Genomic DNA, 14,259 nt, shown 5'->3' with positions numbered 1-14,259 from the left:
GTGAGGACGTTGCCCTTGTCGTCGTAGGTAGTGGCCACCGTGCGGCCAGCCTCCGTCACCAAGGTCGGCAGCGCGAACGTGGGATGCCACTGGGTCGTGGTGGTCTGCGCCTGTGGGGTGCCGGCAGCGCGCGTCACCGACAGCGGCAGGCGGCGCACCGTGTCCCAGGTCGTCGTGGTGACGACACCCTTGAAGTCGGTCTCGCTCGTGATCAGGCCGTTGGCGTCCTGGGTGCGGGTAGCGGCATCACGCTCGCCGGTGCCCGAAGGCAGTGAGCCGCCACGGACGGCGAAGACTCCGTTGGCCGTGCCGTAGCTGAAGCGTCGACTGGTACCGAGTGGATCGGTGACCGTGGCAGAACCCGCTCCCGCATAGCTGACCTGGTAGCGGTCTGCCGCTGCGGCCAGCTCGGTGCCGATGGCCCGGCCCTGGGCGTCGTAGGTGAAGGTGGCCCAGCGCGCGCCCGTCTCATCGGCGATGCCGGTCAGGGCCTGCGGAAACATCGATTCCTCGTAGAAGAACCGCCGGGTCTTGCCGTCTGGATACGCCACCGAGATCAATCGGCCACCGCGGTCGTAGCCGTAGCCCACCACCCGCGCATCGGGGGTCGTAACGCTGCTCAACTGGCCCTGGCCGTTGTAGGCCAGCGTGAGCGTGCGGCCGAAGGGGTTGGTGATGGTGCTCAGGCGCCCTGCGCCGTCATGGGCATAGAGGGTGGTCCAGCCATTGCGCTCGGTGCGGCTTCGCAGCTTGCCCGCGGCATCGAAGCGATAGGTCGCATCGTCCTGGGCCTGGCGCCAGAGCCAGTCGGCGCCTTGCGGGGTCAGGGTGTCGGCACTGTTGCCGGCGCGCCAGACGCCGGTACCACCGGTCTGCGAGAAGGCCACGCGGTAGCCATCGGGCAAGGTGATGGTGGCGGCGTTGGGGGCGTCCGGCGATGGTGGGGAGAAGAGGTAGTCGTGGTCGTGGGCCCAGCCGATGCCCAAGGGGCTGCTCAGACGCGTGGGGTCGGTGCGCCAGCTGCTGCGGTAGGTGCGGGTGAAGCGCAGCGCGGCAGGGCCGGCATCGGCGAAGTCGTGTTCGAGGCGGTACTTCTCGCCGGTGGCCGGAAGGATGGGGTGGCCCGCAGTGCCGCCTGCGGTGCACATCTGCGACGGGGGTGGTGCGACTGCGACGCAACTGGCGTGCGACGGGTCTTCCTGGAAGCCCTCGTTGCACTGGCACTGGGCGCCCACCGGTGTGCTGTTGGCGGGACATGTATCCCGGACCTCCCGGATGCCGAGTTCGGCACGCGTGGCGGCGAAGGGCGCGGTGGGCGATATCTCCCAGCCCACGCCCCATGCGTCGTGCAAGAAGCACCACGTCTCAGACCACGAGGCGCCTTCGGGGAATGAACCCGCCGTCCAGGTCTTGGCGATCGGCAGTGCTGCGTCGCAGGCCGCGCGGATCGTCGGGAACTGGCCGCTCATGGGTTGGTAGACACGCAGCACGACGTAGCCGAGCGTCGGGGGCGAGAAGGCCGCGTGGGCCGCGAGCGAGACGAAGATCGACAAGGCGCTGATGCACAGGCGCCAATGGCCGAACACACGAAGCACACGAAGCACGCGCGCGACAGCAGCCACGCGCCCAACGGGCGCGGCAAAGATTTTGTTCATGATTTCCTCCCCGCCGCGATCGATCAGTCGGGGTTGTTGTTCTTGATGGGCGCGGATGATAGCCGGAGTTTTTGCGGCTCAACCCCAATCGGCGCGAACGCGAACAACGTTCAGGTTTGCGTCACCGCGCCGCGGTCATCCTTGCAAGCGATCGGGCCCAACCCGCTCCCCAGGCACCAGCGCACGCGAACGCCGCACCCAGGTCCACAGCGCCTCGGACGGCAACGGCAGCACCAAAAACCAATGCTCCAAGATCGCCAACGACAGCAGCGTCGCAGCAAAGGTGAGCGCGGTGGCGTCGAAGCTGCGCGCGCCGTCTGCCAGCGCGGCCTGCCAGAGCAGAACGGCCAGCCAGGTCGACGCCGCCACCGCGGCCGGGAACAGCGCGTTCATCGGTTTGCGGGTGAAATAGGTCTGCAGGTACTTCAGGTGGGCGGGCAGGAAGTCTTCGTTGAGGTTGCGCACGCCCAGGAAGACATTGAGCTTGGCGCTCTGGCGCATGACCCAGAGGATGGCGAAGGTCAGCAGGCCGGTCGGGTTGCTGCCGTTCCAGGTCAGCGCCACCACCGCAGCGCCGAGCACGACGAGCGCGAATTCGTGGTGCAGCAGGGTCTGCAGGGCGAAGCCGGCACGTCGCCAGCCGCGCGCACCGGGCGGGCAGGGCGTGCGCCGCGGCCCGGTCACGTAGCCCAGCAGGAAGGCGATCTCCTGCCATGCCCAGACCATCAGGGCGCAGGTGAACGACAGGTAGGCACCGGTCACGCGCTCGTCGTTGCGGGTCGCGTACAGGCCCAGCAGCGCCAGCGCCAGGAGCAGCGTGGCGCTGCCCATGGTCCAGCGGAAGGTCCAGCGCGGCTGGCCGTTCAGGTACAGGATGACGCCCGTGCTGAACCACCACAGGAAGACCGTGTAGAGCATGGGCAGCACGTACTGGGACATGCGGTGCTTTCGATGCGCGCGTGCGTGCTCACCAGGTGGGCGCGAGGCGCGCGTTCTCCGGCAGGGCATTGGGCTGCGCGCGCATCATGAAGAGCCGTCCGAACGCGACTGCGCCGCGCGCGGCCAGCCCCACGCGTTGCAGCGCCCCGGCCACGCCGCCGCGCGCCTTGGCTGCTTCGGTCGCGACCGAGATGGCGCGCAGGTTCTCGAGCCCGTCGCGGAAGGCCGGGGCCTCGATGTCGAGCGTCAGCGGAAACACCTGGCGCGTGATGGCCGAGGTGATGCGGAACACCGTGAAGTCGTAGGCCGTCGGGTCCATGCCCAGGGCCGCGTGCATCTCGGGGCGCTGGTGGTCCCGCACGTACATGGTCGCGAACACCGCCAGCAGGAAGAAGCGAATCCAGAGTTTGTTGACGCCCGCCAGCAGTTGCGGATTGGCCCGCAGCAGCAGCGCGAAGGCCTCGCCGTGCCTGAACTCGTCGTTGCACCAGCGTTCGAACCACTGGAAGATCGGATGGAAGCACAACTCCGGATGCCGCTCGACCTGCCGGTAGATCGCGATGTAGCGGGCGTAGCCGATCTTCTCCGAGAGGTAGGTCGCGTAGAAGATGAACTTCGGCCTGAAGTAGGTGTACTTCTTGGCCCGCGCGAGAAAGCCCAGGTCGACGCCGATGCCGAAGTCCTTGAGCCACTGGTTGATGAAGCCCGCGTGGCGGCTTTCGTCGCGCGCCATGTAGCCGAAGAGCTCCTTCATGTCGGGGTTGGTCACCCGCTTCCTGATCTCCGCGTACAGCACGCAACCCGAGAATTCCGAGGTGATCGAGCTGATCAGGAAGTCCGAGAACTCGTCGTACAGGGCCGGTGGCAGCTGCGCGTAGTTGCCGGCCATGTCCGCCGGCCGCTGGAAGTGGTCGGTGTTGTTGTCGGCCTGGAATTCCTTCATCAGCGCATTCCACTGCGCGCGGATCGGCTCCACGTCGATGCGGTCCATGGCCTTGAAATCGGTGGTGTAGAAGCGCGGCGTGAGCATGGTGTCGCGCAGCGCGGTCTCTGTCGATGTGTTGGTTGCGCGGGGCGGTGCGAAAGCCGTGGTGGACATGCGGTGCTCCTTCATCGGGCGGGCTGCGCGGCAGCGGGATCGCCGGTCATCAGCGCGGCGAACACCGCCGCATTCGTCGGGCCGAACGACCCGAGGTCGACGGTGCGGCCCGTGGCCGGGTCTTCGAGCGTGAGCTTGCCGTCGGCCCGGCCGATCATGCGGAACGGAATCTCCGGGCCGATGCCGCGCCGGTGCCGCTCGCGCGCCAGCCCGCGCATGGTGCCGCGCAGGAAGCCGTTGGTTTCGGGCGCGACCCGGTGCACGACGCGGCCGCTGCGCGCGTCCTTCACCTCGATCCCGCCGTTGGGGAGGTCTTCGAAAAGGAACTCGCGCTGGCTCACGGCCTGCGCCTGCGGCACGTGGACGACGCCGATGCCGGTGTAGCGCACGAAGCTCACACCGGCGAGCGCGCAGAGCACCAGTGCACCCAGCGCCAACAGCACGCCCCGCGGCAGCGCATCGGGCGAGCGGTGTTCGGTCTGCAACTGCACCGTGTCCATGGGTCAGGCCGTCAGGGCTTCGGGCATGGCCTCGCCGGCTTCGCGCGTGCCGGCCGCCGGCGCCACCGCATGAAGACCGCGGCGCGGAATGCCGGCCGACGCTGCCAGCGCACCGGCCAGCAGTGCCGCCACCTCGCGGGCACGGGGCAGCGCGCGCAGCATCGGCTGGGTGCGGCGAACGTGCCATGGGCGCGCATGGGGCCAGAGGTGCACGTAGGCGATCTGCGCGTCGCCGTTCAGTGCCAGCGCGATGTCGCCCGTGCCATCGGCGTGGTGGTGCACCGATGCGGAGGCGATGGCGCTGTAGGGCAGGTTGAAGGTCACGGTCAGCACGATGCCCACGCGCATGACGACACGGCGGTCGGTCACGGTGTAGACGCTGGTGCGCGCTGCCAGCCAGCCCAGGCCGACGAGCGTGCCGATCGCGAGGCCGGCCAGCGGCAGCAGCCAGGCCATCGACACGAGCGCGTCGAGCGCGCTGCCGCCGCCCGCCAGGGTGTTGGCACCGCGCCAGACGATGAGGACGCCGAAGTAGAAGGCCAGCCCTCGCACGTGGAGCGCGCTGCGCGTCAGGCGCTTCCAGTCGGGCGAGCCTTGCCACAGCATGTGTTCGCGTTCGGGCAGCTTCTCGGGCAGTCCGTAGGCCGGCTCGAAGTCGTGGTCGTCCCCGCCGTTGGCCGGGGTCAGGTTGGCGGCTTTCACAGCAGCGGCTCCTGGCGCTGCGGCGTCGCGTACAGCGTGCCGCCGCCGTAGTAGGCCATGACCTTGTCTTCCTCGAGCAGGGTGACTTGTTCCGCCTCGCGCGTGGCCGGCACGAAGGCGAACTGCGTGCTCAGGATGGAGCGCACGCGCACGCGGTGCGTTTCGACTTTCGCGAAGTTCATCGGCAGCAGCACGCGCCGCGGCCCGGCCTCGGTCGGCACCTCGAGCTCGAGGTAGCGGAAGACGGCCTCGGCCCGGTCCACCCACAGGTCGACCACGTCGCCCGCGACGAGTTCGTCGGCACCGAAGACGGGCATGCCGACGGGGTTCGGGTCCTTCCGCGACAGGCCGAAGCCCGGCGCACTGCGCAGCGGCACGATGCGCAATTCATGGTCGATGGTGGTGTCGGCGATGTCGGCGCGCTGCGCCCAGGCACCGGGGCCGATGCCGTCGAGCATCGGATCGCCCGTGGGTTCGAGCGGCGCCCCGAGCCATGCGCCGCTGGGTTCGGCCGCCAGGTCGCGCTCCTCGCGCAGCCGGTTGGGTGCCTGCACCGTGCGGCCGTCGCGCAGCAGGAAGGTCTTGGGGCTCGGCACGCCGGGAAAGCCCTGCACGTCGATGCGGCCGGACCGGTCGTTCTCGAGCGGATAGCCTTCCCGCTTGTTCTCGCGGTGAAGGTAGTAGACGAGTCCTGCGAAGAAGGCCCAGAACAGGTAGAGGACGATCTGCGCCACGTCGATGTAGCTGGTGATGGCTCCGTTTCCCATGGCGTTGCTCCTTGGAATGAGGGTGCGCGTGGCCGGGTGCGCCTGGCGATCAGCCCGGAAACTCCGTCAGGCCGAATTTGCCCGGCCTGGCAGTCGAGGCGGCGGTCGGCTCGGGTGCCGACGACGGCCGGTCATTCGATGTGCGTGGCTTGCGCGGCGTGCGCACCAGCGGGCCGATCGCGACCAGCGTCGCGAACAGCAGCACGATCTCGACGTAGTAGACGACGCTGTAGCCGATCGATGGCGCCGACATCACGGCACCCAGCGTGCCGTGGGACGCAAGGTACGTGACCGCGTCGCGCAGCCAGCCGCCGAGCGCGATCGCGAGCCCGCCGGTCGACGCCTGCACCGCGCCCCAGGCGCCCAGGGCCAGGCCGTTGCGTGCGCCGGTGTCGTGGCCCATGGCCGCGGTGAGCGTCGCCACCGAAAACAGGCCGCCACCGAAGCCGATCAGCAGCGCGCCGATGCGAAAGAGCAGCTGCGAGCCCACCGGGTCCGCGAACACCACCGCCGCGAAGGCGAAGATGCCGACCACCGTGCCGATGGCCGCCAGCCGGTGCGGCTCGCCGCCGTGGTGGAACCAGCGCGCCGCGAGCACGAAGGCTGCCAGAGCGCCGCAGGCGATCATCGCGGTGAGCTGCGTGGTCGACGCCACCGCCATGTGCATGATCTCGCCGCCATAGGGCTCGAGCAGCACGTCCTGCATGCTGAACCCGGCGCTGCCGAGCCCGACGGCGACCAGCAGGCGCGCCGAGCGGCCGCCCTGGATGAAGGCGCGCCACGACTGCCGGAACGACGGGCGCGGGTCGGACGGCGCGGCCGCGGTGCGCGACGGGATGCGCGCCTCCTGCTTCCACAGCGCGATGAGGTTCAGCACCATGGTGAGCAGCGCCGCGCCCTGGATGACCTGGATCAGCTTGACCTGCTGGAACTCCTGCAGCAGCACGCCGAAGCCCAGCGCACTGACCATCGTGCCGACGAGCAGCATCACGTAGAGCAGCGCCACCACGCGCGGCCGGTTCTCGGGCGTGGCGAGGTCGGTGGCGAGTGCGAGCCCGCCGGTCTGCGTGGTGTGGAGCCCGGCGCCGACCAGCAGGAAGGCGAGGGCGGCGCCGATCTGCCCGTAGACCACCGGTCCGTGGGTGTCGCCCGACAGCACGATCAGCGCGAAGGGCATGATCGCGAGCCCGCCGAACTGCATCAGCGTGCCCATCCAGATGTACGGCACGCGCTTCCAGCCGAGCGCCGAGCGGTGGTGGTCGGAGCGGAAGCCGACCAGCGCGCGGAAGGGCGCGAAGATCAGCGGCAGCGCGATCATGGTCGACACCAGCCAAGCCGGGACGTTGAGCTCGACGATCATCACGCGATTCAGCGTGCCGTTGAGGAGCGCGAGCGCCATGCCCACCGACACCTGGAACAGCGACAGCCGCAGGAGCCGGCCCAGCGGCAGCTCGCGCGTCGCGACGTCCGCGAAGGGCAGGAAGCGCGTCGCGATGAGGCTCCACTTGCGAGCCATCTCGTTGTTCAGGCGGGTGACGGCGTTCACGATCTCACCATCTCGAGGGCCTGGGACGTATAGAAGCCGCTGGCGATCCGCTGCGTGCGGCCGCGCCGCCAGCCGGCCAGAAGCGGGTCGGCGTCGAGCAGGCGATGCAGCGCCGGTTCGGCCACCGGCTCGATCCATGGCGCACGGTTGCCGCGCGGGAACAGCCGGCCCACCGCCCGAAAGACCACCAGCGCCGGGTTGCTCGGCGCGAAGGTAAACAGCACCGCCCGATCGGCGCGCTGCGCCAGGCCCGCCAGCACTTGCACCGCATCGGGCGTGCGGTAGTGGATCAGCGAGTCCATGCCGACGATGTAGTCGAAGCGGCCCAGGCCCGGGTCGAGCATGTCGCCGGCGCGGAAGTCGATGCGGCCGGCTCGTTCGCCAACGCCAACGCCAAGTCCGGCACCATCGACCAACGCCGCCGGCTGGCGCTCGCGCGCCAGGCCCACCAGCGTGGGCGACAGGTCGATCGCGACCACGTCGGCGCCGCGCCGGGCCGCCGCGACCGCGAGTGCGCCGGTGCCGCAGCCGGCGTCGAGCAGCCGCATGCCGCGCAGGTCGGCAGGCAGCCAGCCGAGCAGGGTGTCGCGCATGCGTTCGCGCCCGGCGCGCACGCTGGCGCGGATGCGCCCAACGGGCGCATCGGACGTGAGCCGGGCCCAGGCTTGCGCGGCGGTGCGGTCGAAGTAGGTTTCGATCTCGCCGCGTCGTTGCAGGTAGCTGACGTGTGCCATCGCCATTGTTCCTTGTGCGTCAGTCGAATCCGAGCAGGTCGAAGATGTCGCGGTCCTTCATCGGCACCGCATGCAGGGGCTCCGCGCCCAGCCAGAGCGCGGCGGCCAGGCGCATGTACTCGTTCTGCACGGCCTCCAGCTCGGGCGAATGCTCCATCTCGAACAGCGTCGACTTCTTGAGCCGGCTGCGGCGGATCACGTCCAGGTCGGGGAAGTGCGCCATCAGCCGCAGGCCGATCTGCGCGTTGAATTTGTCGATCTGGTCGGTGTCCCGGCTGCGGTTGGCGATCACGCCGCCGAGCCGCACGTTGTAGTTCTTCGCCTTGGCGCCGATGGCCTGCACGATGCGGTTCATCGCGAAGATCGAATCGAAGTCGTTGGCGGTCACGATCAGCGCGCGGTCGGCGTGCTGCAGCGGCGCGGCGAAGCCGCCGCACACCACGTCGCCGAGCACGTCGAAGATCACCACGTCGGTCTCGTCGAGCAAGTGGTGCTCCTTGAGCAGCTTGACGGTCTGGCCGACCACGTAGCCGCCGCAGCCGGTGCCGGCGGGCGGGCCGCCGGCCTCGACGCACATCACGCCGTTGTAGCCGGGGAAGACGAAGTCCTCCACGCGCAGTTCCTCGGGGTGGAAGTCGACCGTCTCCAGCACGTCGATCACGGTCGGCATGAGCTTCTTGGTCAGCGTGAAGGTCGAGTCGTGCTTCGGGTCGCAGCCGATCTGCAGCACCCGCTTGCCGAGGCGCGAGAAGGCCACCGAGAGGTTGCTCGACGTCGTGCTCTTGCCGATGCCGCCCTTGCCGTAGATGGCGAAGACCTTCGCGTTGCCGATCTTCAATTCGGGGTCGAGCCCCACCTGCACGCTGCCCTCGCCATCGGCGCGCGACGACGGTGCGAGCGAACGCAGCCCGGGCTTGCGGACATCGGGGAAAGGCACGGTGACGGCGTTCATGCGGGGCTTCCTTCGTAGACACCTTCGAGCCGGTCCTCGAGTTCCTCGCCGGCCCGCCGCAACGCTTCGAGCATCGTGTCGTCCGGCTTCCAGAACTGGCGCTCCGACGCTTCGAGCAGCCGGCTGGCGACGCGGGCCGACGCGCTCGGGTTGAGTTCGGCCAGGCGCTCGCGCATGGCGGCGTCGAGCACGAAGGTCTCGCTGAGCTGCTGGTACACCCAGGGCTGGACCTGGCTCGTGGTGGCCGACCAGCCCACGGTGTTGGTCACGTGCACCTCGATCTGCCGGACGCCTTCGTAGCCGTGCTTGAGCATGCCTTCGTACCACTTGGGGTTGAGCATGCGCGTGCGTGTTTCGAGCGCGACCTGCTCGCTCAGCGTGCGCACCGTGCCGCTGCCGCCGTCCTGCGTCTGGTCGCCGATGTAGACCGGCGCCACGGCGGCGTCGTCGCCCTTGGCCCGCTTGATCGCGCGGCTGATGCCGCCGAGCGTGTCGAAATAGGTGTCGATGGTGGTCACGCCCAACTCGACCGAGTCGAGGTTCTGGTAGGCCAGCGCCACGCCGGACAGCACGCTGCGCAGCAGGCGAGCCTGTTGCACCGGCCTGCCCGCGCGGCCGTAGGCGAAGCCCTTGCGGCGGCTGTACGTCTCGGCGATCTCGTCGGCGTCGTCCCAGCGGCGGTTGTCGATCAGGCTGTTCACGTTGGCCCCGTAGGCGCCCTCGGCATTGCCGAACACGCGCAGCGACGCGGTCTCCAGGTCGCCGCCGTGCTCGGCCTGGTAGGCCAGCGCATGCTTGCGGATGAAGTTCTGCTCGAGCGGCTCGTCGGCGCTCGCGGCCAGGAAGGCGACTTCGGCCAGCAGCTTGATCTGCAAGGGCAAGAGGTCGCGGAAGATGCCCGACAGCGTGATCACCACGTCCACGCGCGGCCGTCCGAGCTCGGCCAGCGTCATCAGCTCGCCGCCGGCGAGCCGGCCGTAGCCGTCGAAGCGCGGGCGTGCGCCCATCAGCGCGAGCGCCTGGCCGATCGGCGCACCCTCGGTCTTCAGGTTGTCGGTGCCCCACAGCACCAGCGCGATCGATTCCGGAAAGGCGTGGCCGTCGGCCATGTGCCGGTCGAGCAGGCGCGTGGCCTGGCGCGCGCCGTCCTTCACCGCGTAGGCGCTCGGAATGCGGAAGGGGTCGAAGCCGTGCAGGTTGCGGCCGGTCGGCACGATCGACGGCGTGCGCAGCAGGTCGCCGCCAGCGGCGGGGCGCAGGAAGCGGCCGTCGAGCGCGTGCAGGATGGCGTCGAGCTCGTGGTCGCGTGCGAGCAGCGGGTCGAGCGTTGCGAGTTCGTTCAGGATGGGCAGCAGGGACGGCCCGTCGACGGCCTCGGTTGCGCACTCGGCGAGCGCATCTTCGGCCGTCCGGCCCGCGACGATCGCGGCGATGACGGCCTGGGGCGGCCGCACGCCGTGCGAGGCTTCGGCCAGCGACATCAGCAGATCGATGCGCTCGGCCGCGGTGGGTGCTTCGCCCACCACATGCAGCCCGCAGGGAATCAGCGTGTATTCGAGTTCGAGCACGGCCTGGGCGAGCGCGACGATGCGTTGTGCCGTGTCGTCGCGCCAGGGCGGCTCGGCCGCGGCCAGTTCGAGCACGGCCGCCTGCGACTGGATCATGCGGGCCAGTTCCTCGCCTTCGCCGTCGCCGCTGTCGAGGCCGCGGAAGCGCTCGATCATCTTCTTGAGTTCGACCAGGCCCTTGTACAAGCCCGCGGTCGCGACCGGCGGCGTCAGGTAGCTGATCAGCGTGGCGGCCGAACGGCGCTTGGCGATGGTGCCTTCGGACGGGTTGTTCGAGGCGTAGAGATAGAAGTTGGGCAGGTCGCCGATCAGCCGGTCGGGCCAGCAGCCGGCGGACAGGCCGTTCTGCTTGCCCGGCATGAATTCGAGCGCGCCATGGGTGCCGAAGTGCAGCACCGCATGCGCGCCGAAATCCTCGCGCAGCCAGCGGTAGAAGGCCGAGAAGGCATGCGTCGGTGCGAAGCCTTTTTCGAACAGCAACCGCATCGGGTCGCCCTCGTAGCCGAAGGCCGGCTGGATGCCGACGAACAGGTTGCCGAAGCGCTCGCCCAGCACGAAGATGCCGGCGCCGTCGCTCTGCTGCCGGCCAGGCGCCGGGCCCCATTGGGCCTCGATTTCCTGCAGGTGCTTTTCGCGCCGCACGTGTTCGTCGGCCGTGATGCGCACGTGCACGTTGGCCATGGCGCCCAGGCGTGCGGCGTTGCCTTCGATCACGCGTCGGCGCAGTTCATCGACGCTGGCAGGCAGCGCCACGTCGTAGCCTGCGTCGCGCATGGCCCGCATGGTGTTGAAGAGCGACTCGAACACCGACAGGAAGGCGGCGGTGCCGGTGTTGCCGGCATTGGGCGGAAAGTTGAAGACCACCGCCGCGACCTTGCGTTCGGCGCGCTCAGCGCGGCGCAGGTCGACCAGCTTGCCCACGCGCGCGGCAAGCATGTCCGCGCGCTCGATGCAGCTGTGCATGTCGTGCGCGCCGGCTTCGTTGCGGAAGGTGCAGGCGTGGGCGCATCCGGTGCAAGCGATGTGCGTCGCGCTGCCGCGGCCGCCGAACACCATCGAGCCGGTGGCGCCGTCGAGCTCGGGAATGGCGACCATCATCGTCGCCTCCACCGGCAGCAGGCCGCGCGGCGATGCGCCCCACTGGTCGAGCGACTGGAACTCCACCGGCGTGACCGCCAGATAGGGCACGTCGAGCGCGGCCAGGATGTCTTCGGCCGCTCGCGCGTCGTTGTAGGCCGGCCCGCCGACCAGCGAGAAGCCGGTGAGCGACACCAGCGCGTCGATGGTGCTGCGGCCGTCGTGGCGAAAGAAGGCGTCGATGGCCGGGCGGGAATCGAGCCCGGTCGCGAAGGCCGGTATCACGCGCAGGCCGCGCGCCTCCATCGCGGTGATCACGCCGTCGTAATGGGCCGTGTTGCCGGCCAGCAGGTACGAGCGCATGAGCAGCAGGCCGACCGTGCCGCGCTGCCCGCTCTGCGCCACGCGCGGCAGTGCGCCGAGGCTGTCTGACAGGCGCTGCTTCATGCGCGGGTGGTAGACGCCGACCTCGGGGTAGTCGACGGGCTCGTGCGTCTTCGCGACGCCGCGCAGCGCGCGCCGCGGGCCGTCGGCATAGCGGTCCACCAGGAAGTGGACCATGTTGGCGATGTTGTCCTCCGAGCCCGCGAGCCAGTACTGGAGCGTGAGGAAGTAGGCCCGCACGTCCTGCGCGGTGCCGGGAATGAAGCGAAGGATCTTGGGCAGCCGGCGCAGGGTCTTCATCTGCCGCGCGCCGGCCGTGGTCCGGGCCGAAGCGTCGGCGCCGTCGGCCGGCTTGCCGCGCAGCCGCCTGAGGAAGGCCAGCGGCCCGGTGCCGGGGGCCGACATGTCGAACTTGCCCATGCGCGTGAGGCGCGTCACCTCGGGCGCCGACATGGCGCAGACCATGGCGTCGCAGCCGGCGCGACGCGATTGCAGGGCGGGCAGCACGGGCAGGAAGTGGTCTTCCATGAAGAGCATCGTGGCGATGACGATGTCGCCCTGCGCGATGTCGTCGAGGCAGCGCGTCAGCGCCTCGGGCCGGTCGCCCCATTCGGCCGCGGCGTGCACGCTGAGCGACAGGGCAGGCAGCTTGCGGCGCAGGCCGCGCCACGCGCGCTCGGTGGCGCTCGCGAGGTGGCTGTCCATGGTCACGATGACCACGCGGATCGGGACGCCGGTGCCGCCGCGCTCACTGGCTGAAATGGGCTTTGGCGTCATAGAGCGTCTCGAGGGTGATCAGCGGCACGCCGCGGTCGAGCGCATAGCGCTCGGTATTCCGGCGTGCCTTGCCGCGCACGAAGAAGGGGATCTTGCGCAGCTCCTGCTCCGCGTCCGACGCCCAGGCGGCGCCGGTCGTGGGCGCGGCGAGCGGGGCGGGTGTGGCAATGGGTGTGACAGCCGTGGTGATTGCGATGGGCGCAGCGGCGGCCCCGCCCAGATGCGACGGCGCGGCGTCTTCGTGGAATTCGGCGTCGCCGCGGAACATGCCGATCAGGTGCTCCTCCAGGCCCATCATCAGCGGATGGACCCAGGTGTCGAAGAGCACGTTGGCGCCTTCGAAGCCCATCTGCGGCGAGTACCGCGCCGAATAGTCCTGCACGTGTACGGGCGCCGAGATCACCGCGCAGGGCACGCCGAGGCGCTTGGCGATGTGGCGCTCCATCTGCGTGCCGAGCACCAGCTCGGGCTGCAGTTCCGCGATGGCGGCCTCGATCTCCAGGTAGTCGTCGCTGATCAGCGGCGCCACGCCGTACAGCCGGGCCGCTTCGCGCACCTCGCGCGCGAACTCGCGGCTGTAGGTGCCGAGGCCCACGACGGTGAAGCCCAGCTCGGTCGCGGCCACGCGGGCCGCCGCGACGGCGTGCGTGGCGTCGCCGAAGACGAAGACGCGCTTGCCGGTGAGGTAGGTCGCATCGACCGAGCGCGCATACCAGGGCGCGCGCGCGGTGGCGTCGTGCAGCGCGCGGGCCGGGTCGATGCCTGCGAGCTGCGCCACCTCGGCGATGAAGTCGCGCGTGGCACCGGTGCCGATCGGCACGGTCTTCGTACACGGCTGGCCGAAGCTGCGTTGCAGCCATTGCGCGGTGAGGCTCGCGATCTCGGGGTACAGCACCACGTTGAAGTCGGCTTCGCCCAGGCGAGCCAGGTCGGCGGGCGCGGCCTGCAGCGGCGCGGTGACGTGGACGTCGATGCCCAGCGCATCGAGCAGGCCGGTGATCTCCTGCACGTCGTCGCGGTGCCGGAAGCCGAGCGCCGTGGCGCCGAGCAGGTTGCAGCGGGGCCGCTGCCCGGCTTCGCGCGGCGCCCGCACCGTGCCGGGCGGCGGCACGTGCGGGCCGGCCAGGGCGCGCACCATGCGGTAGAAGGTCTCGCTGGCGCCCCAGTTCTCCTTGCGCTGGTACGACGGCAGTTCGAGCGCGACCACGGGAATCGGCAGGTTCAGCGCACGGGCCAGGCCGCCCGGGTCGTCCTGGATCAGCTCGGCGGTGCAGGAGGCGCCCACCATCAGCGCGGCCGGCTTGAAGCGCTCGAAGGCCTCGCGCGCCGCGCGCTTGAAGAGCTCGGCCGTGTCGCCGCCCAGGTCGCGCGCCTGGAAGGTCGTATACGTGACCGGCGGGCGGCGCGGCAGGCGCTCGATCATCGTGAAGAGCAGGTCCGCATAGGTGTCGCCCTGCGGCGCGTGCAGCACGTAGTGCACGTCCTTCATCGCGGTGGCGATGCGCATCGCGCCGACGTGCGGCGGTCCTTCGTAGGTCCAGAGGGTAAGCTGCATGATC

The 14,259-nt window shown here is 69.9% G+C and carries 11 protein-coding genes; all 11 read right to left on the bottom strand.

Features of this window, described 5'->3' with window-relative positions; genetic code table 11:
• Positions 1-1,655: DUF6531 domain-containing protein (locus B0W80_RS25315; protein WP_143684779.1), on the bottom strand; the 1,655-nt coding region annotated here is incomplete at its 3' end.
• Positions 1,656-1,790: 135 nt separating this feature from the next.
• On the bottom strand, positions 1,791-2,594 hold the full coding sequence (gene puhE / locus B0W80_RS25310) for a putative photosynthetic complex assembly protein PuhE (protein WP_077001913.1): 804 nt from the start codon (positions 2,592-2,594) through the stop codon (positions 1,791-1,793).
• A 28-nt stretch (positions 2,595-2,622) separates the two neighbouring features.
• Positions 2,623-3,693, bottom strand: a complete 1,071-nt coding sequence (acsF, locus tag B0W80_RS25305) for a magnesium-protoporphyrin IX monomethyl ester (oxidative) cyclase (RefSeq protein WP_077001912.1) — start codon at positions 3,691-3,693, stop codon at positions 2,623-2,625.
• 11 nt (positions 3,694-3,704) lie between these two features.
• Entirely contained in the window at positions 3,705-4,193 is a 489-nt protein-coding gene (puhC, locus tag B0W80_RS25300; RefSeq protein WP_077001911.1) for a photosynthetic complex assembly protein PuhC, read from the bottom strand.
• A 3-nt stretch (positions 4,194-4,196) separates the two neighbouring features.
• Positions 4,197-4,895 (bottom strand): photosynthetic complex putative assembly protein PuhB, encoded by a 699-nt coding sequence (puhB, locus tag B0W80_RS25295; protein ID WP_218668950.1) that lies wholly within the window; start codon positions 4,893-4,895, stop codon positions 4,197-4,199.
• The gene (puhA, locus tag B0W80_RS25290; protein WP_077001910.1) at positions 4,892-5,662 is read right to left on the bottom strand and encodes a photosynthetic reaction center subunit H; all 771 of its coding nucleotides are present in this window, start codon (positions 5,660-5,662) and stop codon (positions 4,892-4,894) included. The genes puhB and puhA overlap by 4 nt, the downstream gene beginning before the upstream one ends.
• 49 nt (positions 5,663-5,711) lie before the next feature.
• Positions 5,712-7,208, bottom strand: a complete 1,497-nt coding sequence (locus B0W80_RS25285) for a BCD family MFS transporter (protein ID WP_306171873.1) — start codon at positions 7,206-7,208, stop codon at positions 5,712-5,714.
• A complete protein-coding gene (gene bchM / locus B0W80_RS25280) occupies positions 7,205-7,942 on the bottom strand; it encodes a magnesium protoporphyrin IX methyltransferase (protein ID WP_077001909.1) in 738 nt (245 codons plus the stop codon). The genes B0W80_RS25285 and bchM overlap by 4 nt, the downstream gene beginning before the upstream one ends.
• Positions 7,943-7,961: 19 nt before the next feature.
• Positions 7,962-8,894 (bottom strand): ferredoxin:protochlorophyllide reductase (ATP-dependent) iron-sulfur ATP-binding protein, encoded by a 933-nt coding sequence (gene bchL / locus B0W80_RS25275; RefSeq protein ID WP_077001908.1) that lies wholly within the window; start codon positions 8,892-8,894, stop codon positions 7,962-7,964.
• On the bottom strand, positions 8,891-12,700 hold the full coding sequence (locus tag B0W80_RS25270; RefSeq protein WP_077001907.1) for a magnesium chelatase subunit H: 3,810 nt from the start codon (positions 12,698-12,700) through the stop codon (positions 8,891-8,893). Before B0W80_RS25270 ends, bchL begins: the two co-directional genes overlap by 4 nt.
• On the bottom strand, positions 12,672-14,255 hold the full coding sequence (gene bchB / locus B0W80_RS25265; protein WP_077001906.1) for a ferredoxin:protochlorophyllide reductase (ATP-dependent) subunit B: 1,584 nt from the start codon (positions 14,253-14,255) through the stop codon (positions 12,672-12,674). Before bchB ends, B0W80_RS25270 begins: the two co-directional genes overlap by 29 nt.
• Between the last annotated feature and the right edge of the window lie 4 nt (positions 14,256-14,259).

Origin of the sequence: Variovorax sp. KK3 (genome assembly GCF_001984055.1) — a bacterium.
Lineage (GTDB): Bacteria > Pseudomonadota > Gammaproteobacteria > Burkholderiales > Burkholderiaceae_C > Variovorax.
This window is presented reverse-complemented; position numbering and strand designations above follow the sequence as displayed.